The organism is Burkholderia aenigmatica (assembly GCF_902499175.1).
Taxonomy (GTDB): Bacteria; Pseudomonadota; Gammaproteobacteria; order Burkholderiales; family Burkholderiaceae; genus Burkholderia; species Burkholderia aenigmatica.
Window position 1 is genome coordinate 1 of the sequence record NZ_CABVQC010000097.1, and the last position, 24,677, is coordinate 24,677.

27 protein-coding genes are annotated in these 24,677 nt (G+C 67.4%); 12 read left to right on the top strand and 15 right to left on the bottom strand.

Annotated elements, in window-relative coordinates:
- Window positions 1-166 precede the first annotated feature (166 nt).
- Together BDO18943_RS39375 and BDO18943_RS39380 are read right to left on the bottom strand one after the other, a co-directional pair.
- A complete protein-coding gene (locus BDO18943_RS39375; protein ID WP_043181694.1) occupies window positions 167-1,282 on the bottom strand; it encodes a lytic transglycosylase domain-containing protein in 1,116 nt (371 codons plus the stop codon).
- Window positions 1,283-1,712: 430 nt separating this feature from the next.
- Entirely contained in the window at window positions 1,713-1,907 is a 195-nt protein-coding gene (locus tag BDO18943_RS39380) for a hypothetical protein (RefSeq protein ID WP_175026395.1), read from the bottom strand.
- Here BDO18943_RS39380 and BDO18943_RS39385 point away from each other — a divergent pair.
- On the top strand, window positions 1,879-3,435 hold the full coding sequence (locus BDO18943_RS39385; RefSeq protein WP_175026396.1) for a UbiD family decarboxylase: 1,557 nt from the start codon (window positions 1,879-1,881) through the stop codon (window positions 3,433-3,435). The genes BDO18943_RS39380 and BDO18943_RS39385 overlap by 29 nt on opposite strands.
- Before the next feature lie 62 nt (window positions 3,436-3,497).
- Window positions 3,498-4,166 carry a LysE family translocator gene (locus tag BDO18943_RS39390; protein ID WP_089450667.1) on the top strand — a complete coding sequence of 223 codons (669 nt, stop codon included), beginning with the start codon at window positions 3,498-3,500 and terminating at the stop codon, window positions 4,164-4,166.
- Window positions 4,167-4,291: 125 nt separating this feature from the next.
- Here the strand turns inward: BDO18943_RS39390 and BDO18943_RS39395 are convergent, their stop codons facing one another.
- Complete coding sequence (locus tag BDO18943_RS39395; protein ID WP_043181688.1) at window positions 4,292-4,597, bottom strand: hypothetical protein; 306 nt, start codon at window positions 4,595-4,597, stop codon at window positions 4,292-4,294.
- 515 nt (window positions 4,598-5,112) lie between these two features.
- Here BDO18943_RS39395 and BDO18943_RS39400 point away from each other — a divergent pair.
- Together BDO18943_RS39400 and BDO18943_RS39405 are read left to right on the top strand one after the other, a co-directional pair.
- On the top strand, window positions 5,113-6,042 hold the full coding sequence (locus BDO18943_RS39400; RefSeq protein WP_175026397.1) for a Rossmann-like and DUF2520 domain-containing protein: 930 nt from the start codon (window positions 5,113-5,115) through the stop codon (window positions 6,040-6,042).
- 91 nt (window positions 6,043-6,133) lie between these two features.
- Window positions 6,134-6,697 carry a YggT family protein gene (locus BDO18943_RS39405; RefSeq protein ID WP_039371016.1) on the top strand — a complete coding sequence of 188 codons (564 nt, stop codon included), beginning with the start codon at window positions 6,134-6,136 and terminating at the stop codon, window positions 6,695-6,697.
- A gap of 12 nt (window positions 6,698-6,709) precedes the next feature.
- Here the strand turns inward: BDO18943_RS39405 and BDO18943_RS39410 are convergent, their stop codons facing one another.
- The 5 genes from BDO18943_RS39410 to BDO18943_RS39430 all read right to left on the bottom strand — a co-directional run bounded on the left by BDO18943_RS39410 (window position 6,710) and on the right by BDO18943_RS39430 (window position 9,690).
- The gene (locus BDO18943_RS39410; RefSeq protein ID WP_043183075.1) at window positions 6,710-7,060 is read right to left on the bottom strand and encodes a DUF190 domain-containing protein; all 351 of its coding nucleotides are present in this window, start codon (window positions 7,058-7,060) and stop codon (window positions 6,710-6,712) included.
- A gap of 23 nt (window positions 7,061-7,083) precedes the next feature.
- Window positions 7,084-7,470, bottom strand: coding sequence for a fluoride efflux transporter CrcB (gene crcB / locus BDO18943_RS39415; RefSeq protein ID WP_011351225.1), 387 nt, complete (start codon window positions 7,468-7,470; stop codon window positions 7,084-7,086).
- A gap of 195 nt (window positions 7,471-7,665) precedes the next feature.
- Window positions 7,666-8,538 carry an SIR2 family NAD-dependent protein deacylase gene (locus BDO18943_RS39420; RefSeq protein WP_175026398.1) on the bottom strand — a complete coding sequence of 291 codons (873 nt, stop codon included), beginning with the start codon at window positions 8,536-8,538 and terminating at the stop codon, window positions 7,666-7,668.
- Window positions 8,539-8,713: 175 nt separating this feature from the next.
- Complete coding sequence (locus tag BDO18943_RS39425; protein WP_175026399.1) at window positions 8,714-9,094, bottom strand: TIR domain-containing protein; 381 nt, start codon at window positions 9,092-9,094, stop codon at window positions 8,714-8,716.
- Window positions 9,091-9,690, bottom strand: a complete 600-nt coding sequence (locus BDO18943_RS39430) for an NUDIX domain-containing protein (protein WP_089450075.1) — start codon at window positions 9,688-9,690, stop codon at window positions 9,091-9,093. Before BDO18943_RS39430 ends, BDO18943_RS39425 begins: the two co-directional genes overlap by 4 nt.
- A gap of 81 nt (window positions 9,691-9,771) precedes the next feature.
- Here BDO18943_RS39430 and BDO18943_RS39435 point away from each other — a divergent pair, with 81 nt between their 5' ends.
- The 3 genes from BDO18943_RS39435 (at window position 9,772) to BDO18943_RS39445 (ending at window position 12,072) form a co-directional block, all read left to right on the top strand.
- Entirely contained in the window at window positions 9,772-10,527 is a 756-nt protein-coding gene (locus tag BDO18943_RS39435) for a DeoR/GlpR family DNA-binding transcription regulator (RefSeq protein ID WP_089450074.1), read from the top strand.
- A gap of 397 nt (window positions 10,528-10,924) precedes the next feature.
- On the top strand, window positions 10,925-11,536 hold the full coding sequence (locus BDO18943_RS39440; protein ID WP_175026400.1) for a chromate transporter: 612 nt from the start codon (window positions 10,925-10,927) through the stop codon (window positions 11,534-11,536).
- Window positions 11,533-12,072 carry a chromate transporter gene (locus tag BDO18943_RS39445; RefSeq protein ID WP_043181677.1) on the top strand — a complete coding sequence of 180 codons (540 nt, stop codon included), beginning with the start codon at window positions 11,533-11,535 and terminating at the stop codon, window positions 12,070-12,072. Before BDO18943_RS39440 ends, BDO18943_RS39445 begins: the two co-directional genes overlap by 4 nt.
- A gap of 109 nt (window positions 12,073-12,181) precedes the next feature.
- Here BDO18943_RS39445 and scpB read toward each other — a convergent pair whose 3' ends face one another.
- The 3 genes from scpB to BDO18943_RS39460 all read right to left on the bottom strand — a co-directional run bounded on the left by scpB (window position 12,182) and on the right by BDO18943_RS39460 (window position 15,595).
- The gene (gene scpB, locus BDO18943_RS39450; RefSeq protein ID WP_175026401.1) at window positions 12,182-12,991 is read right to left on the bottom strand and encodes a methylmalonyl-CoA decarboxylase; all 810 of its coding nucleotides are present in this window, start codon (window positions 12,989-12,991) and stop codon (window positions 12,182-12,184) included.
- Complete coding sequence (locus tag BDO18943_RS39455; RefSeq protein WP_175026402.1) at window positions 12,988-14,211, bottom strand: CaiB/BaiF CoA transferase family protein; 1,224 nt, start codon at window positions 14,209-14,211, stop codon at window positions 12,988-12,990. The genes scpB and BDO18943_RS39455 overlap by 4 nt, the downstream gene beginning before the upstream one ends.
- A gap of 61 nt (window positions 14,212-14,272) precedes the next feature.
- Window positions 14,273-15,595, bottom strand: coding sequence for an MFS transporter (locus tag BDO18943_RS39460; RefSeq protein ID WP_175026403.1), 1,323 nt, complete (start codon window positions 15,593-15,595; stop codon window positions 14,273-14,275).
- 170 nt (window positions 15,596-15,765) lie between these two features.
- On the opposite strand from BDO18943_RS39460, the gene BDO18943_RS39465 reads away from it, so the two are divergent.
- The 3 genes from BDO18943_RS39465 (at window position 15,766) to BDO18943_RS39475 (ending at window position 17,931) form a co-directional block, all read left to right on the top strand.
- On the top strand, window positions 15,766-16,695 hold the full coding sequence (locus BDO18943_RS39465; RefSeq protein WP_175026404.1) for a LysR substrate-binding domain-containing protein: 930 nt from the start codon (window positions 15,766-15,768) through the stop codon (window positions 16,693-16,695).
- Window positions 16,696-16,818: 123 nt separating this feature from the next.
- Window positions 16,819-17,160 (top strand): DMT family transporter, encoded by a 342-nt coding sequence (locus tag BDO18943_RS39470; RefSeq protein ID WP_175026405.1) that lies wholly within the window; start codon window positions 16,819-16,821, stop codon window positions 17,158-17,160.
- Between the two features lie 126 nt (window positions 17,161-17,286).
- The gene (locus BDO18943_RS39475) at window positions 17,287-17,931 is read left to right on the top strand and encodes a LysE/ArgO family amino acid transporter (protein WP_175026406.1); all 645 of its coding nucleotides are present in this window, start codon (window positions 17,287-17,289) and stop codon (window positions 17,929-17,931) included.
- On the opposite strand, the gene BDO18943_RS39480 is transcribed toward BDO18943_RS39475, so the two are convergent.
- Window positions 17,917-19,077, bottom strand: a complete 1,161-nt coding sequence (locus tag BDO18943_RS39480) for an enolase C-terminal domain-like protein (protein WP_175026407.1) — start codon at window positions 19,075-19,077, stop codon at window positions 17,917-17,919. The genes BDO18943_RS39475 and BDO18943_RS39480 overlap by 15 nt on opposite strands.
- Window positions 19,078-19,586: 509 nt before the next feature.
- Here BDO18943_RS39480 and gabP point away from each other — a divergent pair.
- Window positions 19,587-20,981, top strand: a complete 1,395-nt coding sequence (gene gabP, locus BDO18943_RS39485; protein ID WP_175026408.1) for a GABA permease — start codon at window positions 19,587-19,589, stop codon at window positions 20,979-20,981.
- A 291-nt stretch (window positions 20,982-21,272) separates the two neighbouring features.
- Window positions 21,273-22,370: a GlxA family transcriptional regulator gene (locus tag BDO18943_RS39490; protein WP_235996306.1), complete on the top strand. Its 1,098-nt coding sequence runs from the start codon at window positions 21,273-21,275 to the stop codon at window positions 22,368-22,370.
- Window positions 22,371-22,491: 121 nt separating this feature from the next.
- Here BDO18943_RS39490 and BDO18943_RS39495 read toward each other — a convergent pair whose 3' ends face one another.
- The 3 genes from BDO18943_RS39495 to BDO18943_RS39505 all read right to left on the bottom strand — a co-directional run bounded on the left by BDO18943_RS39495 (window position 22,492) and on the right by BDO18943_RS39505 (window position 24,310).
- Window positions 22,492-22,836: a cupin domain-containing protein gene (locus BDO18943_RS39495; protein WP_006752094.1), complete on the bottom strand. Its 345-nt coding sequence runs from the start codon at window positions 22,834-22,836 to the stop codon at window positions 22,492-22,494.
- 308 nt (window positions 22,837-23,144) lie between these two features.
- Window positions 23,145-24,050 carry an Imm72 family immunity protein gene (locus tag BDO18943_RS39500; RefSeq protein WP_175026409.1) on the bottom strand — a complete coding sequence of 302 codons (906 nt, stop codon included), beginning with the start codon at window positions 24,048-24,050 and terminating at the stop codon, window positions 23,145-23,147.
- Window positions 24,047-24,310: an Imm72 family immunity protein gene (locus BDO18943_RS39505; RefSeq protein WP_235996307.1), complete on the bottom strand. Its 264-nt coding sequence runs from the start codon at window positions 24,308-24,310 to the stop codon at window positions 24,047-24,049. Before BDO18943_RS39505 ends, BDO18943_RS39500 begins: the two co-directional genes overlap by 4 nt.
- Window positions 24,311-24,677: the final 367 nt, after the last annotated feature.

The following is a 24,677-nucleotide window of genomic DNA, read 5'->3' on the forward strand; positions in this document are numbered from 1 at the left end:
CCCGCTGCGTTCGTTTGATCCCTTGTTGCACTTGGCACCTCTTCGCTTCGGCGAAAAAGTGTCAACCTATTTCAGGATGGGTCACCGCAAAAAGAAAAGGCACCCGGATCGGGTGCCTTTTTCATGTCCTGCAGGCCAGAGCCGTGCGGTCAGTTACCCCCGCACGTTACGCGCCAAGCTCCGAATGATCCGCGTGCGACTGCTTCGCGGTATCGACGCTCGCGTCGTCCTGCGACGCGGCGTCCTTCGATGCCGTCGACTTCGCCGACGTCGTGGTTTCGAGCGTCGCATGCACGCGCTTCGCACCGCCCGCTGCTGCCGTGACGGCCGCGGCCGTCACGATCGGCTTCGCCGGCGCCTGCGGCGCATTGACCGGCACGCTACGACCACGCGCGACGTCACGCAGGCGACCGCGCTCGGCCATCACCTTCGAACCGTAGCCATTATCTTCGGGGTTCGTCGAGCCGTTGTACATGCGCAGGCCGGTCGCGAGCGAGCCGCCACGTGCGATGCAGTCCTTCAGCACGAGTGCGCCGACCTGGAGGTTCGCGAGCGGCTGAAGTGCGGTATCGGTGCCGCCGAAATACTCGAACTTGTCGGAGTGGACCTTCGACATGACCTGCATCAGGCCCTTCGCGCCGACGCCGCTTTCGGCGTACGGGTTGAAGCCCGATTCGATCGCCATCACGGACAGCAGCAGCAGCGGATCGAGGCCGACGTCACGGCCGGTCTGGAACGCAGCCTTGACGAGCTGGCCGAGCGGCTCCTGGGCGACGCGGTAACGGCGCGACAGGTAGGTCGCGACGAGCGCCTGTTCGCGATTCGATGCGAGCGCACGGTCGTCGCGCGCATCGGCCGCGACGCGCTGGGTCGGGATCAGTTTGGCCAGCGCGACGGGCGACGGACCGTTACGGGCCGGATCGGACGCATCGCCCTGGGCGGCGGCGGCTTCCGGTGCGACGTCGAGGCCGACCGCAAGCGCGTCCGTTTCGGGGCTGTCTTCCTGCTGCGGCTGCGCGCCGGCAGGCGCGAAGTTCGGCAGCGGATGGCCGGTCAGCAGACGGGCCGGGCCGGCTTGCACGGCCGCGGATACGACCGGCATCAGCTTCGCGGCGAGCGTGCCGCGAACGGTTGGCAGCAGCCACAGTGCGAGCGCAACTGCGACAGCGAAACAGCCGACAACGCTGAATAGATGGTGACTGACACGCGTCCCACGACGCAGCATGCTGCGCACGAATTGCGCATGCTGCTCGCTAGGACGCCACGATAACCAAGCGTTCATTCAGATCATCTCCCATGAACATGACTCGTGCGGCTCGCTCAGCTCGATGGCGAGACAGGTAACGCGCCGCGGAATCACGACGCCGCACGCTTTGGTTGGGGCGTGCAAGCATCGGGGAAACGGTATAAGTACCGTTCGAGGCCACGGTGTAAGAGGGCCGGCACCTTCGCACACTGGGCGAGGCGGGCATACGCGGTGGCACCCACGCAAAAAACCAGCGTCTGGTGGCGCTGGCCGAGACTACGACTAAGGCCGTCGGATACGCCGTGCAGGTTTCGGCGGACGGTGACGCGCTGCGTCAAAGATCGGTGATTGGCGGCTCGAAGCCTTTTACCCTGCAGCCAATGTGAGCGGATTCTAGCAGGGTTTTATAGATCGTCAACACTATAGAACCTTGAAATTATAACAAAAAGTAATTTAGCGTCACTCTTCAGATCGCCAGCCCCATGCCGTAGAGGGGTTGCGCGCGGTCGACTTTTTTCTCCGTCGGGCGGGCATGCGGCGGCGCGGGTAAAATCGTCGGTCGATTCGGGGCCGCAGCCGGCCGCTGCGCCCGCCCATCGCTGCCCGCCTTGCGGGTGGCCCGGACCATCTTCATGAAATACAAAGACTTACGCGAATTCATCCAGCGCCTCGAGGCGCTCGGCGAACTGCGGCGCGTCACGCAGCCCGTGTCGCCCGTGCTCGAAATGACCGAGCTGTGCGACCGCGTGCTGCGCGCCAGCGGCCCTGCGCTGCTGTTCAATGCGCCGACCGGCTACGACTTCCCGGTGCTCGGCAACCTGTTCGGCACGCCGCGCCGCGTCGCGCTCGGGATGGGCGTCGATGCGGGCGACGACGCCGCGCTCGACTCGCTGCGCGATCTCGGCCGCCTGCTGTCCGCGCTGAAGGAACCCGATCCACCGAAGAGCCTGAAGGACGCCGGCAAGCTGCTGTCGCTCGCGAAGGCCGTGTGGGACATGGCACCGAAGTCGGTGTCGTCGCCGCCGTGCCAGGAGATCGTCTGGGAAGGCACCGACGTCGACCTGAACCGGCTGCCGATCCAGACCTGCTGGCCCGGCGATGCGGGGCCGCTCGTCACGTGGGGCCTGACGGTCACGCGCGGGCCCAACAAGTCGCGGCAGAACCTCGGGATCTACCGCCAGCAGCTGATCGGCCGCAACAAGCTGATCATGCGCTGGCTCGCGCATCGCGGCGGCGCGCTCGACTTCCGTGAATTCGCGCTGCAGAACCCCGGCAAGCCGTATCCGGTCGCGGTCGTGCTCGGCGCCGATCCGGCCACGACGCTCGGCGCGGTGACGCCCGTGCCCGATTCGCTGTCCGAGTACCAGTTCGCCGGCCTGCTGCGCGGCAGCCGCACGGAGCTCGCGAAGTGCCTGACACCCGGCGTCGACACGCTGCAGGTGCCCGCGCGCGCGGAGATCGTGCTCGAAGGCTTCATTTATCCGCAGGAAGACACGCCCGCCCCCGCTCCGGCTGGCGCACCGCCGCGTCCGGCCGGCAACGCGTCGGCCAAGTACGAGCACGCGCTCGAAGGCCCGTACGGCGACCACACCGGCTATTACAACGAGCAGGAGTGGTTCCCGGTGTTCACCGTCGAGCGCATCACGATGCGCCGCGACGCGATCTACCACTCGACCTACACGGGCAAGCCGCCCGACGAGCCCGCGGTGCTCGGCGTCGCGCTGAACGAAGTGTTCGTGCCGCTGCTGCAGAAGCAGTTCACCGAGATCACCGACTTCTACCTGCCGCCCGAAGGCTGCAGCTACCGGATGGCCATCGTCCAGATGAAGAAGAGCTACGCGGGCCACGCGAAGCGCGTGATGTTCGGCGTGTGGAGCTTCCTGCGGCAGTTCATGTATACGAAGTTCATCGTGGTCGTGGACGAGGATGTGAACATCCGCGACTGGAAGGAAGTGATCTGGGCGATCACGACGCGCGTCGACCCGGTGCGCGACACCGTGATGGTCGACAGCACGCCGATCGACTATCTCGACTTCGCGTCGCCGGTCGCCGGCCTCGGTTCGAAGATGGGGCTCGACGCGACCAACAAGTGGCCCGGCGAGACCAACCGCGAATGGGGCCGCCCGATCGAGATGGATGCCGCCGTGAAGGCGCGCGTCGACCGGCTCTGGCAGGAGATCGGACTCTGACGCCATGGGCCGGCGCCCGCCGGCCCATGGACTGCCATCGCTACAAGTACAAGACAACGACGATGACCTTTCCACCCGCCTCCATGCTGTCCGACGGCTTCTTTCTGTCGCTGTCGCTGTGTCTCGACATCGGCCTCGTGAACGTCGCGATGCTGTCGCTGACGCTGTCGCACGGCTTCCGGCCGGGCTTCTGGCTCGGCATCGGCTCGTGCGTCGGCGATCTCGTCTACGCGGCGCTCGCGCTCGCGGGGATGGCCGTGCTGCTGCAGTTCGAGCCGGTACGCTGGATCGTGTGGATCGGCGGCGGCGCCGTGCTGCTGTTCCTCACGTGGAAGATGGCGCGCGAAGCGCTCGCGCCCGCCAAGGCGTCCGGCGACGATGCCGAGGACACGCCGCAGCCGCGCGCCAGCGCGCGGCGCAGTTTCCTGCGCGGGATGCTGCTCGCGATGTCGTCGCCGAGCGCGATCCTGTGGTTCGCGGCGGTCGGCGGCGCGCTGATCGCGAAAGCCGGCGCGACTACGCCGGCCACCGCGTCGGTGTTCCTGTCGGGCTTTTTCCTCGGCGGCCTCGCGTGGACGCTCTTCATGTGCACGCTCGCGAGCCAGGGCCGCAAGCGTGCGGGCGCCGGGCTGATGCGCGCGTGTCACATCGCGTCGGCGCTGCTGTTCGCGTATTTCTCGTACAGCGTGATCGTCGGCGGCTACCGCGACCTGATCGTGCACGCGGTGTAATCGCAGCCGGCCTGCCCGGGGCCGCTTATCGCGGTCGGGCAGCGGCTCCAAAGAAAAAACGGCGCAGCGCCCCTCGCGGGACGTTGCGCCGTTTTGCCACGCGCGGCTAGGCCGCGCGGCACGAATCAGCGACGCCAGTAGCCGTGATGGCCCCAGCCGCCGTAACCATGGCGCCAGTACGGGCGACCGTAGTAGCCACCATAGCCGCCGACGACCACGGCGGGCGGCGGTGCATAGTAGGCCGGCGCCGGTGCGTAGTACACGGGCGGAGGCGGCGGCGCGTAGTACACGGGCGGCGGCGGTGCATAGACGGGATACGCGGGCGCGACCGGGATACCGATGCCGACCCCGATCGACACGTGAGCCTGCGCAACGCTTGCGGCACCCAGGCCCAGCGCGGCGGCGGCGATGAACGGAATGAGCTTTTTCACTTCGATTCTCCTGCTGGAGCGGTATTTTATGCGCCCCTGTCGGCAACGGCGGGCATGCACGTCGCATGGAAGCAATGTAGCGAAAACCCGCCCCTCGCGTATCGTGCATTTGTTGCAAATTGCAATCGCACGCGGCCAGAGCCGCCGTGCGGCGTGGCTTGCAGCGCCTGCGGCGACCCTTGCGGGTCGCGCGATTCCGTCCGACGAGTCGGGTCGCTACATCATGGCCGGTCAGTCTTACCGGATACGGCGCGCATGGCGGGCACGCGACCGTAATGAACGATTACAAATTTGAGACAAGATGCCGACATTTCAAGCGGGATACGGGCGCGATATGTTTCGGGGTCGGATTCAACGATCGTGATTCGACCGTGACGCCGGGCGCCGATACACGCGTCGATCGCGCCGCATACCGGTCATCCACACACGTGTCCATGCAGAAATGGCCCTTTCGCGACCCCGCCGTCATTCCTGCGATACTGGCGGTTGCTTCGTTTTCGCTTACGCCCGCTGCCATGTCCCTCCCCGACACACCCCGCCTCGGCTTCATCGGCGCCGGCCGTCTCGCGCGCTGCGTCGCGCAGCGCTTTGCGCAGGCCGGCTTTCCGGTCGTCGCGATCGCGAGCCGCACGCCGGTATCGGCCGCCGCCCTCGCCGCGCGCATCGACGGCTGCCAGGCGGTCGACACGCCGCAGCAGGTCGCCGACACCGCCGACCTGATCTTCCTGACGGTGCCCGACGACCATCTCGCGTCGACCGCCGCGGCGCTGCACTTCGACACGTCGCGCGCGGCGCAGCAGGCCGTCGTTCACTGCAGCGGCGCGTCGGCGGTCGCGCTGCTCGATCCGGCAAAACAGCAAGGCGCGGCCACCGGCGGCTTCCATCCGCTCTACCTGTTCGGCGGCACCGACGCCGACCTCGCCCGCATCGACGGCTGCTCGGTCACGATCGAAGCCGATGGCGCGTTGCATGCGACGCTGATGCGGCTTGCTGCCGCACTCGGCTGCCATCCGCTGTCGATTCCGGCCGGCGGCCGGATGCTCTATCACGCGGCCGCGCACTACGCGGCGAGCTTCGCGCTGTGCGGGCTGGCGGAAGCGGTCGAGCTGTGGCGCGGTCTCGGCTTCGACGAGGAAGCCGCGCTGCGCGCGCTGCTGCCGATGCTGGCCGGCACGATCGAGACCGCGCGCGACAAGGGCCTCGCGAACGCGCTCTCCGGCCCCGTGTCGCGCGGCGATACCGGCATCGTCGAACGCCAGTTGGCACTGCTTGAAACGCGCGGCGGCGATCACGCGACGCTATACGCGCTGCTGACGCGCCGCGCGGTCGCGCTCGCGGCGCAGCGCGCCACGCCGCCGGCGTCGCTGCCGGCGCTCGCCGAAGCCGTCGAAACGTCGCTCGCGCGCACCGCCGCGCCCCCCTCCCCGTCGCGAGACGAGGCGTGATAAGGTGTCGGCCGATGCGCCGCCATCCGGCGTTGGCGGCCGCACGCTACTGAGCTACTGAGCTACTGACTGTATAAAAAGGATGCCAACGATGTTCGGCGAGATCGCCCGTTTTCTGCTCAATACCGTCTTCACGCTGTTCGGCGCCGCGCTGATCCTGCGCGTCTGGATGCAGGCCGTCCGCGTGCCGCCGTACAACCCGGTCACGCAGGCCGTGCTGCAGGCAACCAACTGGCTCGTGCTGCCGCTGCGCCGCGTGATCGCAGGCGTACGCGGCATCGACTGGGCCAGCGTCGTCGCCGCACTGCTCACCGCGCTCGTCTACGTCGTGCTGATGGTCGTGATGGCCGGCTTCGATCCGGCCTCGGTGATCGCGACGCTCGTCGTGGTCGCGCTGCTCACCGTCGTGAAGTGGGCGCTCAACCTCGTGATCTGGATGACGATCCTGATGGCGCTGCTGTCGTGGCTCAACCCGCGCTCGCCGGCCATGCCGATCCTCTACCAGCTCACCGCGCCGTTCCTGAACCCGCTGCGCCGCATCATCCCGAACCTCGGCGGCATCGACCTGTCGCCGATCCTGCTGTTCGTGATCGTGCAGGTGCTGCTGATGATCGTCACGCGCGCCGCCGTGTCGCTGACGATGTTCGGCATCTGACGCTGTCGTCCCCTATGCCGCCGGCGCTTGCGCCGGCGGTGCGCCGAGCGTGTCGATCACGCCGAAGCGCGCCGGCATCATCGCGTAGCACACCCGCACCTTCTCGTGCGACAACCGCTCGAGCAAGCGCTGCGCCTCGTCCTCGGTGACGATGAATTCGATCTCGATCGCGAGCGAACCCTGCAGTTCGAAGAAGCGGTCCTCGTGCAGCACGCGATGCTGGCCGAAACCGGCCATCGCGCGAAACGCGGAACCGCCCGCGACGCCCATCCGGTTCGCCTCCTCCAGCAGCCATTCCCACAACGGTTTCCAGTGCAGCCGGTGCTTCTCGTGCACATAGAAGCGCAGGAAGATCTTGTCCATCGCACCCTCCGATGGCGGCACGCTCAGGCCGCCGCGAGCCACGCGCGCGCGGTCCACATGCCGAGCGCCGTCAGCGCGAACGATCCAGTCAAGTGTAGGGCAGCCACCGCAAACGCCCATCCGAATTCGCCCTGCACCGCGTGCGTCATCACTTCGACCGAATAGGTCGAGAACGTCGTGAGGCCGCCGAGAAAGCCCGTGATCACGAACAGCCGCCACTCGGGCGGCAGCCCGACACGGGTCGTGAACACGACGGCGGCGATGCCAATCACGTAGCCGCCGATCAGGTTCGCGGCAAGCGTGCCGAGCGGCACGGCGGGAAAGAATTCGTTGAGCGCGAGACTCAGGAACCAGCGCAGCAACGCGCCGAGCCCGGCGCCGACGAAGATCGCGACGATCGAATAGAACAAGGGCGCTCCCGGTCGATGATGCGGCTGGATTCAGCCGCCGGCCCCCGGTCGCCCGGGACGATGTCCGCTCCCGCACGCACGCACGTGGGCGGGCGGGCGGCACAGGCTGAACTGTATGCGGATTCGCCGCGTACCTGCAACGGCGACGGCCGGCAGGATCCCTGCCCGTTCAGGCCGTCTCGCCCGCCCGCAGGTTCACGCGCGTTGCCAGGCTGCGTCGAGCACACTCAGCGTCGCCAGCGCGCCGCCCTTCAAGCCGATCACGTCCGCACGGCGCGCATGCGCTTCGCGCGCGTTGATGCGGATCACGTCGGCACCGAGCCGTTCGCTCAGCAGGCGCACGGTCGGGATCGCGGTGCCCGCGCCGATCTCGACCACGGCGACCCGCCCGGCCTGCGCGATCCAGTCTTCCAGCGCGCGTTCCTGCGCGTCGTAACGCGCACCGAGCCAGCCGGTGTCGCCGAACATCAGAATGTTCGGCCGTGCGAGGCCGCCGCAGTGCGGACAGCGCGGCAGGTCGCCGACGAGGCGGCAGGTCGCTTCGTCGACGTCCGGCACGAACGGCGCCGCATCCCACGTGTCGTCCGAACAGGGGCGCAGGCACTGCATCGCGTGGATCGAACCGTGGATCTCGACGATCCGCGCCGGATCGAAGCCGGCTTTCTGAAACTGGCCGTCGACGTTGCTGGTCAGCACGAAGCCGCCGTTCGGCATCGCGTCGATCCAGCGGCGCAGGATCGCGAAACCCGCATGCGGCACCGTCGCACGGTAGAGCGCAAGGCGGTGCCCGTAGAACCCCCACGCGAGTTGCGCACGCGCACGGAACGCGTGCGGCGATGCGATCTCGTGGAATTCGAAACGCTCGTGACGCAGTGCCGGATACGCACGCCAGAACCCGTCCGTACCGCGAAAATCGGGCAGCCCTGAATCGACACCCATACCGGCGCCGGCCGTCACGAGCAACGCGTCGGCGCGCGCGAGCGCAGCAACGGCGGAGGCGACGAGATCGGCGGGCAGTTGTGCGGCAGTGGCAGCAGCGGTGGAGTCAGCGGAATCGGAAAACGGCATGATGGGGCGGCGATAGCATCGAGCGGTGCGCGGGTAGCGTCGCGATCATACGCCGGTTCGCGCGCGGCGCGGCATGCGCGATGCAACGGCATGGCGCGATGCTCGACCGGCCGCGGACGATGCAGGCAGCCGGCCGATGCAGGGCGCCACCGCGGCCGGGCGCCTCCCCGCCTGTTCAGCTATCCGAATCGTCCTGCGCAACCGGAATCTCGTCGGCCGCGAAATAGACCGGCTTGCCGAGCTGCCTTGCAAGACCGACGTCCATGTCCGCCCCGCGCGACGCGCCGTCGATACGCAGCACCGCATCGCAACGGCGCAGCAGCCGGTGCGCGGCCGGATACAGGAACGCCTCGCTGATCGCGTCGCCGACCTGTCGCGACCCGGCCGCGACGGCGAGCGGCAGCGACACCCACTCGCCGATCATCGGCACGTGCCCGCGGCGATACACGGCGAGCGCGGCCGCCTCCAGCCGGTGCAGGTTCGCGGCGATGCGTGCGGGGTCGCCGTCCGTGCCGCTGCGATAAGGGCCGGCGACCAGCACGAGCAGCGGCGTCATGCCGTGCGCGCGCCGGCGGTTTCCCGCAGCGCGACGTACTGGAGCAGCATGATCGTCTTCGCATCGACGATCTCGCCGCGCTCGACCGCATCCAGCGCCGCCTGCAGCGGCATCTCGACGACCTCGAGATCCTCACCCTCTTCCGCGACGCCACCGCCATCGCCGGTGCGCAACGACGCATCGTATTCGCCGACGAAGAAATGCAGCTTCTCCGTCACCGAGCCCGGGCTCATGAACGCCTCGAACACCTTGCGCACGCCGCGCACGCGATAGCCGGTCTCTTCCTCGGCCTCCGCGCGGATGCGTGCTTCCGGCGTCGCATCGTCGAGCAGGCCGGCCGCGGCCTCGAGCAGCATGCCGTCGTGCCCGCTGACGAATGCCGGCATCCGGAACTGCCGCGTCAGCAGCACGTCACCCGTATCAGCATTGCGCAGCAGGATCGTCGCGCCGTTGCCGCGATCGTAGGTCTCGCGGCTCAGGCGCTGCCACGTACCGTCGCGGCGCAGGAAATCGAACGTCACCTTCCTCAGCACATACCAGTCATCGGACAGCACCGTCGTATCGACGATGCGGACACGGTCCCGCGTTGCAGCCATCCCAGCCTCCGGTTCGACAAAAGACGGCGCCCATGGTAACGTGCATATTCGTGCAAATTCAAGAAATTTCGTGCAAATACGATGCTGACGACCCAACGCAAGAAAGCGATTCTCGACGCACTCGCGCGCGACGGCCAGGTGCTGGCGGTCGAGCTGAGCGCGCAATTCGGCGTGTCCGAAGACACCGTCCGCCGCGACCTGCGCGAGCTCGCGGCCGAGGGCCTGCTGCAGCGCGTGCATGGCGGCGCGCTGCCGGCGTCGCCGGCCGTCGCGCCGTTCGCGCAGCGCGAGGCGCTCGAGACGGCGGAAAAGCGGCGCATCGCGCGGCGGGCCGCGGAGATGATCGCGCCTGGGCAAGTGGCCATCGTCGACGGCGGCACGACCTCGGCGCTGCTCGTCAGCCAGTTGCCGGCCGACCTGCGCGCGACGATCGTCACGCACAGCCCGAGTGTCGCGGTGGCGCTGGCCGCGCATCCGTCGATCGACGTGATCCTGATCGGCGGGCGGCTCTACAAGCATTCGATCGTCGCCGTCGGCGCGGCGGCGATGGAAGGCATTGCGCGCATCCACGCTGACCTGTACTTCATGGGCGTCACGGGCGTGCATCCGGTCGCGGGGCTCAGCACCGGCGATTTCGAGGAAGCGGCGATCAAGCGCGCGCTGGCCGAACGCGCGGCCGAGACGGTCGTGCTCGCTTCGCAGTCGAAGCTGCGCGCGGCGTCGCAGTTCGTGATCGGCGAGCTCACGCTGGCGCACACCGTGGTGGTCGAGAAGGAAACCGACGCCGCGCTGACGAAGCCGATCGAGGCGGCTGGCGTGACGGTCGTGCGCGCGTAGCTGCGCGGGGTTGCGGGGTTGCGGGGTTGCGGGGTTGCGGGGTTGCGGGGTTGCGGGGTTGCGGGGTTGCGGGCGCGCGGGATGTGCCGGATGCGCGGATGCGCGGATGTGCGGATGCGCGGATGTGCGGATGTGCGGATGTGCGGATGTGCGGATGTACGGATGTACGGATGTACGGATGTACGGATGTACGGATGTGCCGATGTGCCGATGTGCCGATGTGCCGATGTGCCGATGTGCCGATGCGCCGATGCGCCGATGCGCCGAATGCGCCGGAACGCGCCCGTTGATTCGTCCGCGGGCTTTCATCGCTTCGCCGCCGAGCCCATGTCAGCGTGCTGACAGGGTCCGCTTGCTAACATGGGCGTCCGCCCAATCGCCACGCGCCGCCTGCCCGATGCCCCCGCCCTCCGCCACCCCCACGCCGGCACCGCCGGCTGGCGATGCGCCGTCGCCCGGCGTCCTCGCGCTGTTCATCGCGTTCTCCCAGATCGGCCTGACCAGCTTCGGCGGCGGGCTGAGTGGCCGGATGATGCGCGACTTCGTTTACGAGCGGCGCTGGCTCGACGAGGAGGCGTTCCTCAACGGCCTCGCGCTGTCGCAGGCGCTGCCGGGCGTCAACGTCAAGAACCTCGCGATCTGGATCGGCTACCGGCTCGCCGGATGGCGCGGCGCCGTGGCCGGCTTCACCGGCATCATCGCGCCGCCGGCCGTGCTGATCGTGCTGTTCGGCATCGCGTTCTCGACCCTCACGCGCTTTCCGCTCACGCATGTCGCGCTCGCCGGCGCGGCGGCGGCAGCGATCGGGCTGTCGATCTCGATGGCGATCACCGCCGTGCGCCGGCTGCCGCGTCGCGCGCTACCGTTCGCGGTAATGGCGCTGACCTTCGTGTCGGTTGCGGTGCTGCACTGGCCGCTCGTGTGGACCGTGCTGGTCGGCGGCGCGCTGAGCGTCGTGCTCGAATACCGCCGCGCGGCCGCAACACCGGCCGGGAGCGATACGCGATGACCGCATCGCAACGCTACGCCGCGCTGTTCGGCGTATTCGCGCCGCTGTCGATCGCGACGATCGGCGGCGGACAGGCAATCATCGCCGACATCCAGCGGCAGGTAGTCGACGTGCATCACTGGATGACCGCCACGCAATTCGTGAACGACTTCGCGATCGCGCGGATGGCGCCGGGCCCCGGCTCGCTGCTGGCGACGCTGATCGGCTGGCAGGTGGCCGGCTTCTGGGGCGCGGTGATCGCGACGCTCGCGCTGTTCGGCCCGACCGCGTTCCTGATCTACGGCGTCGCGCATCTGTGGCGGCGGCACCAGGGCGCGCGCTGGCAGATCGCGCTCGAGGCCGGCCTGCGCCCGGTCGCGGCCGGCATGATCCTCGCGTCGGTGTGGGTGCTGCTGCAGGCGCTCGACGGCGGCTGGGCCGCGCGCGCGATCGCGGTCGCGTCGACGCTGTGCGTGATGTATACGCGCGTTCATGCACTGCTGCTGATCGCGATCGGCGCGCTGCTGCTCGTCGGCGTGCACGCACTCGGCATGTGACGCGCGGCGACGCAGCACGCGCGGGCGGCTACGAACGACACAGCCGATACCCGCGCAGCGCGTCCGCGCGCTCGCGTCGCATGCGCGCCCGGCTCGCGCAACACGTCGCCTAGACGCCGCGAAACACCGGCGCGCGTCGCTCCGCAAACGCGCGCAACCCTTCGTCGAAATCCGCGCCTTCGCACGCTTGCCGGCGCAGCTCGGCAATCCGTTCGAACGCGGCGGCCGGCAACGGCCGTGCGTCCTGCAGCACCCTCAACTGTTCCTTCACCGCGTACACCGCGAGCGGCGCCTTCGCGGCGATCGTGCGCGCGACGTCGAGCGCCGCATCGTCGACACCGCCCGCGTCGGCCAGCCGGTTCACGAGCCCGTGATGCGCGGCGCGCTCCGCATCGAGCGGTTGCGCGCAGAAGAACATCTCCTTCAGCACGTGGATCGGCAGGTTGTCGTAGAAGCGCAGCAGGCCGCTCGTCGAATACGGCAGGCCGATGTTCGCGGGCGTCATCGCGAAACGCGCGTCGCGCGCCGCGACCACCAGGTCGCAACTCATCACGAGATCGACCGCCCCGCCCCACGCCGAACCCGCCACCGCCGCGATCACCGCGCCCGGATAGGTCCGCACGCGCCGCAGCGCCCGTTCGAGCGGCTTGCCGTACGCGAGCGGATCGCGATCGTCGGCCAGTTCGCGCAGGTCGTGCCCCGCGCTCCACACGTCGCCGCTGCCGTCGTTCGACAGGATCACGACCGGTGGCGGACGATGTTCGGCCAGCGCATCGAGACGCGCGACGAGCGCATCGAGCAATGGCGCGTCGAGCGCATGCCGTCGCGCCGGATTCGCGAACCGTACGCGCGCGATCCGCTCGCCGATCATGTCGACCGTCACGTTCGACGCCCCTTCGTGTTTCGTCGTATCGCTCATTGCACGACCTCCGCCACCGCTTCCGCCTGGAAGATCGCACGCCCGGCCAGCAGCGCGTCGATCGCGTCGTCGCCGTAGCCCGCTTCGCGCAGCACGTCGACCGTATGCTCGCCGAGCAGCGGCGGCGCATGGCGCGTGCGCGGCGCCGGCATCTCGCCCCCCATCCCGCCGAGCGGCGTGACGACCTGGCGCAGCGTGCCGAGCGTCGGATGCGCAACCGGCTCGACCAGCCCGCAATGCGCGAGCTGCGGATCGTCGAACACTTCGTCGAGCGTGTTGATCGGCCCGGCCGGCAGCCCGGCGTCGACGAAACGCTGCGTCCATTCGCGCTTGCCGCGCGTGCGCAGCCGGCTCTCGAGCAACGCTTTCAGTTCGTCGCGGTGCGCGACGCGCGCGTCGTTGGTCGAGAAGCGCGGATCGTTCGGCAGTTCGGGCAGGTCCAGCAACTGGCACAGCCGCAGCCACATGTCGGTCGTGATCGGTGCGAGGTTGAGCGGCCCGTCGGCGGTCTCGAACACGCCGTACGGCGCGATCACCGCATGCGCATTGCCGGTACGGCGCGGCACGTCGCCGAGGCTCAGGTAGCGTTGCCCGTGCACGCTCAGCAGCGAAACGAGGCTTTCGAGCAGCGACGTGCCGACGTGCTGGCCGCGCCCCGTGCGCTCGCGCTCGTACAGCGCGGCCAGCACGCCGGTCGCGACCCACATTCCCGAGCTGAGATCGCCGATCGCGGTGCCCGTGCGGGTCGGCTCGCCGTCGGGAAAACCGGTGAGGCTCATCAGCCCCGCATAGCCCTGCGCGATCTGGTCGAAGCCGGGCCAGTCGCGCAACGGGCCGCGCGGGCCGAACGCGGTGACGCTGCCCATCACGAGCCGCGGATCGCGCGCGCTCAGCGCGGCATAGCCGAGCCCCATCGCGTCCATCGTGCCGGCCTTGAAATTCTCGATCACGACGTCGGCCTGCGCGATCAGCCGACGCACGACGTCGAGGCCGGCCGGCTGCCGGAAATCGACGCAGATGCCGCGCTTGTTGCGGTTGCAGGACAAGTAGTACGTGCTCACGCCGCGATCGAACGGCCCCCATGCGCGGCTCATGTCGCCGTGCGGCCCCGACTCGACCTTGATCACGTCGGCGCCAAGATCGGCGAGCACCATCGAGCAGAACGGCCCCGACAGCGCGCGGCTCAAATCGACGACCTTGATTCCTTGTAATGCCTGCATTCCGGACTCCTGATATTGATGACTGGGTGTGGCTCGTTTCCGAACGATCGCGGCGCAGCGCTCATTCGGGCAGCGTCTGGTGGCGCGTTTCGACCGCGAACGGCAGGATCAGGATGCCGAGCCCGAATACGGCCGCGGTCCATGCGACCGGCACGCCGAGCGATCCGTAGCCGTGAATCGCGGCGCCGAGCAGGAAGTTCACGCCTGCGCCGATGAAGCGGCCGACCGACGCGTTGAACGCGAACGCGGTGGCGCGCACACGCGTCGGGTACTGCTCGGGCAGCCACAGCGAGAAGATCGCGAAATTGCCGCCGAAGAAACCGAGGAACGCGAGCGACACCATGAACGCCGCGAGCCCGTTCTGCTGGTAGAACGCCCAGCCGAACGCGAACACGATCGATGCGGCCATGCCCGCGAAATACACGCCGAGCGCGGTGCGCCGGCCGAGCCGCTCGGAGAGCCACGGCGCCACCAGGCAGCCGGCGATCGTCGCGCACGACAGGATCGCCGCGCCGACCGACGCGAGCCGCAGTGCGCCGATGTGATCGATGCCCGCGCGCGCCGCCAGCGTGCTGACCGCGCTCGCCTCGTAGACGGAGCCGGCCCACAGTCCGACGATCGCGACGCCGACGAGGCTCGCGCTCGTCAGCGTGCGGCGCAGGAAGGCCGGCGCAAAGATCTCGCGCAGCGGATGCGCGCGCCGCGCGTCGGCCACGTCGCCGTCGCGTGCATCGTGCCGGCGCCACTGCCCCGGCTCCTTCACGCGCATCACGGTGAACACCGCGAGCAGCGCGGGCGCGAGGCCGCACAGGAACATCGCGCGCCAGCCGTAGGTCGCACCGATCGTGTAGTTCAGGCACGCCGCGATGAAGAAACCGAAGTAGTAGCCCGTCTGCAGGTAGCCGGCGCCCATCTTGCGGCGGTCTTCCGGCCAGCTCTCGGCGACGTAGGTGCCCGCAAGCGCCCATTCGCCGCCGACGCCGATCCCGGCGATCAGCCGGCACGCGGCCAACGCCCACACGTCGTGCACGAACGCGGCCGCGCCGGTGAACACCGAGTAGATCAGGATGCTCGCGGCGAGCGTACGCACGCGGCCGAAGCGGTCGGCGAGCGGCCCCCAGATGAACGACAGCCCCCAGCCGATCAGGAACAGCGCGAACAGGATCGAACCGTACATCCCGAGATTCGCGGGCGTCGCCGCGATGCCGGACGCCGGCAGCAGTTCGGTCAGTGCGGGAATCAGCACAAGCGCGTAGATCACCGAATCCACGCCGTCGAGCACCCAGCCCGCATACACGGCCCAGAAGCCCTTGACCTGCTCGCGCGTGAGCGGCGTGCGCCGCGGCTTCGCGCCGGCCGCCGGCGCGTCGATCGCCTTGAACATCTTCGTCTCCTTGCCGGCGGGGCCGGCGCTTTTGCCGCGTCCGGTCCGGGATGGCCGGGAGGCTGGCTCTTTTGTGAGACGAGTATAGAAACCCCATCGATCGGGGAAAAATATGATATTCATCTTGCTCGATCGGATTGGCTTATGGCTCGAATCGGGAGGCGGCGGCGATGGACTTGAGGCAGTTGCGCTATTTCGTGAAGGTCGTCGAATGCGGCAACGTCACGCATGCGAGCGAGGCGCTGCATGTCGCGCAGCCGGCGGTCAGCCAGCAGATGCGCAATCTCGAACAGGATCTCGGGATGCAGTTGCTTGAACGCAGCGTGCGCGGCGTCGCGCCCACCGCCGCCGGCCGCACGCTGTATCAGCACGCGCTCGACCTGCTGCGCCAGGCCGACGGCACGCGCGAGCTGCTGCGCCGCGACGCCGACACGCCACAGGGCCGCGTGACGGTCGGGATGCCGTCGAGCACCGCGCGCGTGCTGGCCATTCCGCTCGCACGCGCAGTGCGCGACCGCTACCCGGGCATCATGCTGGAGCTGATCGAGGCGCCGAGCGCCGATCTCGACACGCTGCTCGAACGCGCACGGCTCGATCTCGCGATCGTCGTCGACGCGGTCGACACGCGTGGCATCGCGATCCACCGGCTGCTGACGGAGACGCTGTACCTGATCACGTGGCCCGGGTTCCAGGTGCCGGACGATCCCGTGCCGCTCGACGCGATCGCGCGGATGCCGCTCGTGCTGCCGAGCGCGCCGAACACGATCCGCAACCGGGTCGACTGGGCGATGCGCGAGGCCGGGCTGTCGTACGAGATCAGCTTCGAGGCGAGCTCGACCGGGCTGCTGTTCGCGGCCGTGATGGCGCAGCTCGGCGTGACGATCCTGCCGTGGACGGCCGCGCACGTCGAGATCGAGGAGCGCAAGCTCAAGCTGTCGACGGTCGCGCACCGGCTGTTCGCGCGCGACCTGTCGCTGTGCTGGCACGATACGGCGCTCGTCAGCAACGCGGTGCAGAAAGTGAAAGCCGAGATCGTTCGGCTGTTCGACGCGCTCGGGCAGCGGCCCGAGTGGGCGTCCGGACAGGCCGACGGCAAGTAACGGGCACGCTGCGTGCCTTGTGCCGGGCCGCCGCGCGTACTAAGCTCCGTTCATCCTGGGTACCGCTGACACCGCCACTTCTCCTCGCCGCTCGGTATAAGCGTCGGGGGAAGGAGGCCGTTCGTGTCCCCGCTCCAGTCTGCCTGGCTTCTGCTGGGCGTCAGTGTCCTCGCCGAAGTGCTCGGCTCCGTCGGCCTGAAATTGTCGGCCGGCTTTTCCCGCCCGCTCCCCTCCGCGCTCACCGTCGTCTGTTATGCCTGCGCGGTGTGGCTGATGGCGCTCGCGACGAAGCGCCTCGAAATGGGGCTCGCGTATGCAAGCTGGGCCGCCGCCAGCACCGCGGCCACGGCCGTGATCGGCATCCTCTGCTTCGATGAATCGGTGTCGTCGCTGAAGCTCGCCGGCATCGCGCTGACCGTCTGTGCGCTCGTTGCGCTCAACCTCGGCGAAGCGGCCACGCACTGACCGGCGTCGGGCCGGTCATCGGCGTATGGGCGCCTGGCGGGGCATTGACAACACCCCCGGGCGCCCCTTAACGTTTCGTTCATCGTAACCATCACCGGTTCAGCTTAAGAGGTTGTCGGCCCGCTCGTGCTCGACACCTCTGCCTTCGCCGAAGGCTTGCTGCTTGGCGCCGCCCTGTTCACGTCGGTCGGCCCCAAGGACGCATTCGTCATCAAGCGCTCGATCTCGAGCCCCCATCTGCTCTCCATCGCCCTCGTCTGCGCCGGCAGCGACGCGCTGCTGATCGCCCTCGGCGCGCACGGGTTGTCGTCGTTGCTGTCGCAGCATCCCGGCGTGGTATCGGCCGCGTTGTGGGCCGGCATCGCGTATCTCGCCGGCTATGGCCTGCTCGCCCTGCGCTCCGCGATCCGGCGGCGACAGCCAGAGCACGTCGATGGACCACGCTCGGGCAGCGAACCCACGCGGTCGCGCACGGTGCTCGCGACCGCCGCCGTCTCATTGCTCAATCCGTATGCGTGGATCGACACCGTGCTGCTGCTCGGCACCGTGATCGTGAGCCACGCGCCCGCCGCACGCGCGCCGTTTGCGATCGGCGCGATGACAGCTTCGCTCGCGTGGTTCCTGCTGCTCGCCTATGGCGCACGCGCGTGCCGCGCGTGGTTCGCACACGTGCTGGCATGGCGCCTGCTCGATTGCTTCGTCGCCGCGATGATGCTCGGCTTCGCGGTGCGTTTCGCGATCGACGCACTTCAGGCGTCAGCGGCTCGATAACGTGCGAAACACGTCGTGTGCGCCGGCATGGAGCTCGAAGCCGACGCCCGGTGCTTGCGGTACAGGGGCGTATCCGGCGTCGACACTCACGCCATCGGCCAGTCCGCTGAACGGATGGAACGCGAACGGATTGACTTCCGCCCCGCCAAGCCCGAGCGCCGCGACGACATGCAGCGAGAACAGGTGGCCGCCGTGCGGCCAGAATGCGTCGCGCCGCCAGCCGCGCGATGCGAAGTGGTCGACGATCTGCAGATAGCTCGGCAGCCCGTAGCAGTGCACCGGATCGAACACCAGCACGTCGCGTTCCGGACGCAAACCGCCGTAGCGGTCGAGCAGCTTCGCTTCCGCGAGCGAGAACAGCGCCTCGCCGGCCGCGATCGGCGGTGCGTAGCGCGTGGCGAGATCCGCCTGGAGCGGCAGGTTGTGCGGATCGCAGATGTCCTCGAACCACCAGAGGTCGAACGGTGCGAGCATCGCGGCGGCCGCGTCGACGGTCGTCGCGTCGTACGTGTTCATCGCGTCGACCGCGAGATGCGAACTGTCCGCCAGTTGCGTGGCCGCAGCTTCGATACGCCTGCGGTCCTGGTCGAGATCCGCACCGCCGATCTTGATCTTCGCGTGCGTGTAGCCGAGATCGGCGATGCGGCGCATCTCGTCCGACAGACGCGTGAGATCATCATGCGGATAGCGGTAGCCGCCGCCTGCATAGACGCGCACGCGTGGTGCTGCCGTGCGGCCAAGCCGGTCGGCGAGCAAGCGATGGAGCGGCAAGTTGGCGATTTTCGCGGCGGCATCCCAGATCGCCATGTCGAGCGTGCCGACTGCGACGCATCGTTCGCCGTGCCCGCCCGGTTTTTCACCGGCCATCATCGCGCGCCATGCGCGGAACGCGTCGAGGTTCGTGCCCGCTTCGTCCGCAAGCGTGTCGGCGGCGGCCAGCAGGCGTGGCGCGAACCGTTCGCGAATCAGGCCGCCCTGCGCGAAACGGCCGACCGATGCGTAGCCGTAGCCCGTCACGGGACGGCCGTCGCGCACGACGTCGGTGACGACCGCGACCACACTCGTCGTCAGGCCGCCGGACGCGATCGCCGGATCGGCATAGCGGGACACGGGAATCGCTCGTTCGTGGATCGCGGTGATGCGCATGGTCGGGGTTCCGGAAATACGTTCGGTGTTCGCAGGTCATGCACGCATGGTGGCCGGCGCGACGGGCGGATCGCTGCATCATAGGTGCTTGCGCGATGCCTTGCAGGCTCGCGACCGTCATGCGCCCCGATCGGCAGCGTCCGAATCGCGCCGCGCCACATCGGCGTACGGACTCATTCTCCGTCACGCGTTCCACGCGTACTGCGATGTCATCCGCGCCCGATATCGGAGGCGCCTGCCGATATCCGATCGCGTCCCGCAATCCGCGTTTGCCCCGGGGCATCGCCGCTTCCATCGGCATCACACGCGCAAAGTGTCGCCGCCGATCAACCGCGCGTCGCATTTGTTATGGGTTGCGGTCGGATATTTTCTAGATCGCGTGGTTTTGTGCCGAGAAGATACATGTCGTCAGGCAGGCCAACGCATGCGGAAACGCCGCGATGGCTCCCTGCAACGTGCAGCTCATTGAACAACAAACCAGATACTGGAAACAGGGATTGGAGGACGACATGAATGGTAGTCATACGGGCCTGGCGACAGGCCTGAAGCCACGCCACGTCACAATGCTGTCGATCGCGGGCGTGATCGGCGCAGGCCTGTTCGTCGGCTCCGGCCACGCGATCGCGGCAGCGGGACCGGCAGCGTTGATCGCCTATGCACTGACGGGCGCGCTCGTCGTCCTCGTGATGCGCATGCTCGGCGAGATGGCCGTCGCCCATCCGGACAGCGGCTCGTTCTCCACCTATGCCGATCGCGCGATCGGCCATTGGGCCGGCTTCACGATCGGCTGGCTGTACTGGTGGTTCTGGGTGCTCGTGATCCCGATCGAGGCGACGGCGGCGGCCACCATCCTCAACGCGTGGTTCCCGGGTATCGCGACGTGGATTTTTGCGCTCGGCGTCACGCTGCTGCTGACGGTGACCAACCTGTTCTCCGTCAAGAACTACGGCGAGTTCGAATTCTGGTTCGCGCTGATCAAGGTCGTCGCGATCGCCGTGTTCATCGCGATCGGCGGTGCGGCCGTGTTCGGGCTGCTGCCGGGCGGCCACGCGTCGGGCTTCTCGAACCTGGTCACGCACGGCGGGTTCATGCCGAACGGGATCGGCGCGGTGTTCGCCGGCATGCTGATGACGATGTTCTCGTTCGTCGGCACCGAGATCGTGACGATCGCCGCGGCCGAATCCGAGCATCCGGAGCGGCAGATCGTGCGCGCGACGAATTCGGTGATCTGGCGCATCTCGCTGTTCTATCTCGGCTCGATCCTGTTCGTCACCGCGATCGTGCCGTGGAACGACCCGCTGCTGCCGGTACACGGCTCGTACCAGCGCGTGATGGAACTGCTTGGCGTCCCGCATGCGAAAGCGATCATCGACGTGATCGTGCTCGTGTCGGTCGCGAGCTGCCTGAACTCGGCGCTGTACACCGCGTCGCGGATGCTGTTCTCGCTGTCGAAGCGCAAGGATGCACCGGCGTTCCTGCATCGTACCGATTCGACCGGCACGCCGCGCGCGGCCGTGCTCGCGTCAACTGCCTTCGGCTTCCTGACCGTGATCGCGAACTACGTGGTACCGGAACAGGTGTTCAACGTGCTGATCGCGACGTCCGGCGCGATCGCGCTGCTCGTGTATCTGGTGATCGCGGTGTCGCAACTGCGGATGCGCCGCATGCTCGACGTGAGCGGTTCGGCGCTGACGCTGCGGATGTGGATGTTCCCGTGGCTCACGTGGGCAGTCATCGTGTTCATCTGCGGGACGCTCGTCACGATGCTGTTCCTCGACGGCCACCGGATGGAAGTCGCGGCAACCGGCGTGCTCGCCGGGCTCGTGCTGATCGCCGCGTGGCTCAACCAGCGCAGCCGCGATGCGCAGTCGAGCCTCAGCCGCCGCGGCATGTCGTCGGCCTGAGGACACATCGACGCGCGCAGGCAGGCGCGCGGTTGCCGCTACCGGCGAGTCGGTCGCATCGGGCTTCGCGAGTTTCGGGTGCGTGGCGCCCTGCGCCGACGACTGCCATGCCGCGGCGATGTTTCCGACTCGACCCGGCCGGCGATATCCCGGCCGCGTCGTTCACGACGTCCATCCGCACGGCAACCCGGCGCTGCGGCCCACGTTGCCCGCCGGTGCGATTCGCCGAGCATCGCGCCGGCCCTCCTTGTTTCGCATCTGCGCGAGCAGCTGCCTTATTCGCGCATCGTCATGAGTCATGCAGCGCCTGTCGCAAGCCCGCCGGAACCCGACACGCCGGCACGTATCCGGTTCGGCTTCGTCCTGTTGCCGAATTTCACGCTGACGGCGTTCTCGGGCATGATCGACGTGCTGCGGCTCGCGGCCGACGAAGGCGACAACAGCCGTCCGGTCAGACTGTCGTGGACGATCCTCGGCGACATGGCCGCCCCCGTTCGCGCCAGCTGCGGGATCCAGATCCCGGCGTGGGAGTCGTTGAACGCGCGTCAGGAATACGACTACGTGGTCGTCGTGGGCGGGCTCCTGCATGCCCGCTCGGAACTCGACGCGGCCACGCTGGAATTCATTCGCGCGGCCGCATCGACCGGTGCGATGCTGGTCGGCATCTGCACGGGCGCGTTCGCGCTGACACGTGCGGGCGTGATGGCCGGACACCGGATCTGCATCAGCTGGTTTCACTACTGGGATTTCATCGAGCGGTTTCCGTCCGTCGACGCGAAGCTCGTGGTGTCCGATCGCCTCTACGTGGTGGACGGCCGGCGCGTGACCTGCTCCGGCGGACGCGCGTCGATTGACGTCGCGGCCGCGATCCTGGTGCGGCACATCGAGCCGTCGATCGTCTACAAGGCGCTCCGGATCCTGCTGGTAGACGGGCGCGAAACGGTCAGCGCGCCGCAACCGCATCCGCCCGGCGTCGCACCCAACGCGCATCCGAAGGTGAAGCGCGCGATCCTGCTGATGGAACAACACATCAGCCACTCGATTACGATCGACGAGCTGGCGCGACGGCTGGACGTCTCGTCGAGACAGCTGGAACGGCTGTTCAGGGAAGCGACCGGCAGCGGGCCGGCAGCGTGCTACCGGGCCATCCGGATTCGCACGGCCGCATGGATGCTGACGCATCTGGACAAGAACATTTCCGAAATCGCGGCCGCCTGCGGATTTGCCGATGCGTCACATCTCGGGCGCGAGTTTCGGCGCGCGTACGGGATGTCGCCGAGCGCGTATCGCGAGCGTCAGGCACCCGGCGCGATTGGCGGGATAGCGGAACCGGCCGGGCACGCGACCCCGCTCGGCGAGCTGTTTCCGAACCGGAACGAGTTTTATTGAGCCGGAATCCGCCGCGGGTCATCCCGGCAGCCATCCCCGTTCGATGGTATCGGCTGAAGGGTGCGGCTCAACGTGTCGGGACGACCGGCGCCTTTTGCGCAGGCCGATCCGATCCACTCACTCAGGCGAACACGAAGTACTTGCGCACCGTTTCCACCACTTCCCACGTCCCTTTCATCCCAGGTTCGATCACGAACACGTCGCCGGCTTTGAGGTGCACCGCCTCCTCGCCTTCCGGCGTGATGATGCAGTAGCCGTCGAGGAAGTGGCAGTACTCCCATTTCTCGTAGTTCACCTCGAACTTGCCCGGCGTGCAGATCCAGGTGCCCATGATCTTGCTGCCGTCCTTCGAGAGGTAAGCGTTCAGGTTCACGGTGTGCGGATCGCCGCCGATGCGCTTCCACTTGGTCGCGTCAAGGACGGGGGTCGGGCAGGTTTCGCGCAAGACGGTGATGAAATCGGACATGTCGGCTCCAGACTAACGATCGTGTAAGAGAGGCCTGTCACGTTAGTTCGAAAGCGTGGCGGGGACTTGTATGCTTCCGACGCGGACTCGTCTATTTTCGACACGGGCTTGCATGCGGGCACTCCGCCTCGGCCGCGATTCAATGGTCCGGTTTAGGATCGCCACAATGCCGAATGACCATCCCCCACGCTGCGCGGTGCGGCCCCGGCATGGACGCTCCGGCCGCGACATAAACCGGATCTTTCACGGCCGGGCTTTGCGCGTAACCGGTGCGCGGACTAGGCTCTCCGGGCAGGACCCAGCCGCGGTTACGCGACAGGCTTGGGGAAGTAAGTTTCCTCCTCCGCCGGAATGCTGCCATCGTGGTAACGCTTGTCTTCCCACAGCAGCCGCCAGCGCACCACCTGTTCGTCGTTGGCTCCTTCCAGCAGGTACTTGTGGGCAATACTGTCTTTGAGGAAGTAACTCGGACAGCCGACTTTGCCGGCCGGAAACCAAGGTTCCCAGATACCCTCGACAGGAATCGCCTGATCGCTGCAAACCTCGCCGCTGCCGGATTCGTTCCTGGGGGGACAGGGAGGAAGCGATGCGGGATAGCTGCGACCGGGTGGCCAATACTGCCAAGCCGGAAGAGGCGCCTCTTCGAACATGGATTCATAGGTCCAGTGCTCAAAAACGCGGGTCCCGCCATCCGCACGTGTTCCGTATGCAAGCATCCCGGTAAAACCGAATCCGACCGTGCACTTGAGCGCGTAGCCGATCAATCTCTCGATCCACACGCCCTCCGCGAACCCCGTGGCATACACCGGGTCCGCAAAGCTGGTGTCCTTCAGTCCCAGTGAATGAAAAAACGGATCGTATTTACGACCGATTTCAAGCGCACTCCGTCCAAACAACAGGTCGCCAGCTTGCTGGCTTCCTGTCATCAGCGCGTCGTATGCCGCTCGTTTGTCGAGACCCCGGCGCAATGCATCGATGCCCAGATCCATTTGCACCAGCGCCCCCTGGAAGTCATGCCTGTAGGCCTCCTCAAGTTCCACCTGATTCGGGCTCGGTGCGTCCAGTTGTCTTGCGTACGCGCCGAGAAAATCCCGATAGAGTCCAACGGCGTATTCCAGGAACGTGAAACTCGTCCATTTCTTGAGCAGATAAAACGCCTTGGCGCGCGCATCCTGTTCCTGCTCGGCGGTCATGGTCAAAATATTCAACATCATGGAACCTGTTCGTTCGTCGATTGCTTGCCAGCATCGGCTACCGCAGCTTGATCGAGCGGCGACAACGTGACAGGTTCGGGGACGTAAGTTCCCTCCTCCGCCGGAATGCTGCCATCCCGGTATCGCGTGTCTTCCCACAGCAGCCGCCAGCGCACCACCTGCTCGTCGTTGGACCCTTCCAGCAGGTACTTGTGGGCAATACTGCCTTCGAGGAAGTAGCTGGGACAGCAACGGCAAATCGTTGGTGCGATGAATGTCATTCATGCACCCACTTTCCGCGATTGTGATGGAACCGGCAACGGCGGAGCGTTTTGCCAGATGGCTCGTCGGTGAGTGACGTTTAACCTTCGGAACATGCTACTACGGCGTTCCGGCACGCGAACGGGACACACTGCGTGACACAGCGTACGGCGATGCGACTGCAAGATATTTCGCAAACGTCCACGGTATGAAACAATCAGCGCTTCCTACCGGAACGAGATCGCAACATCGTGGAATTTATCGGAACGCCTTACGGGAACAGCCCGGCCAGCGCTTGGCCTGAAATTACGCTAGTGTAGCGTTCGATTCTTGATTGAACGTAAATGAATCGCCTGCCTCCAACGTCTACTTTGGTTTGCATTGGAG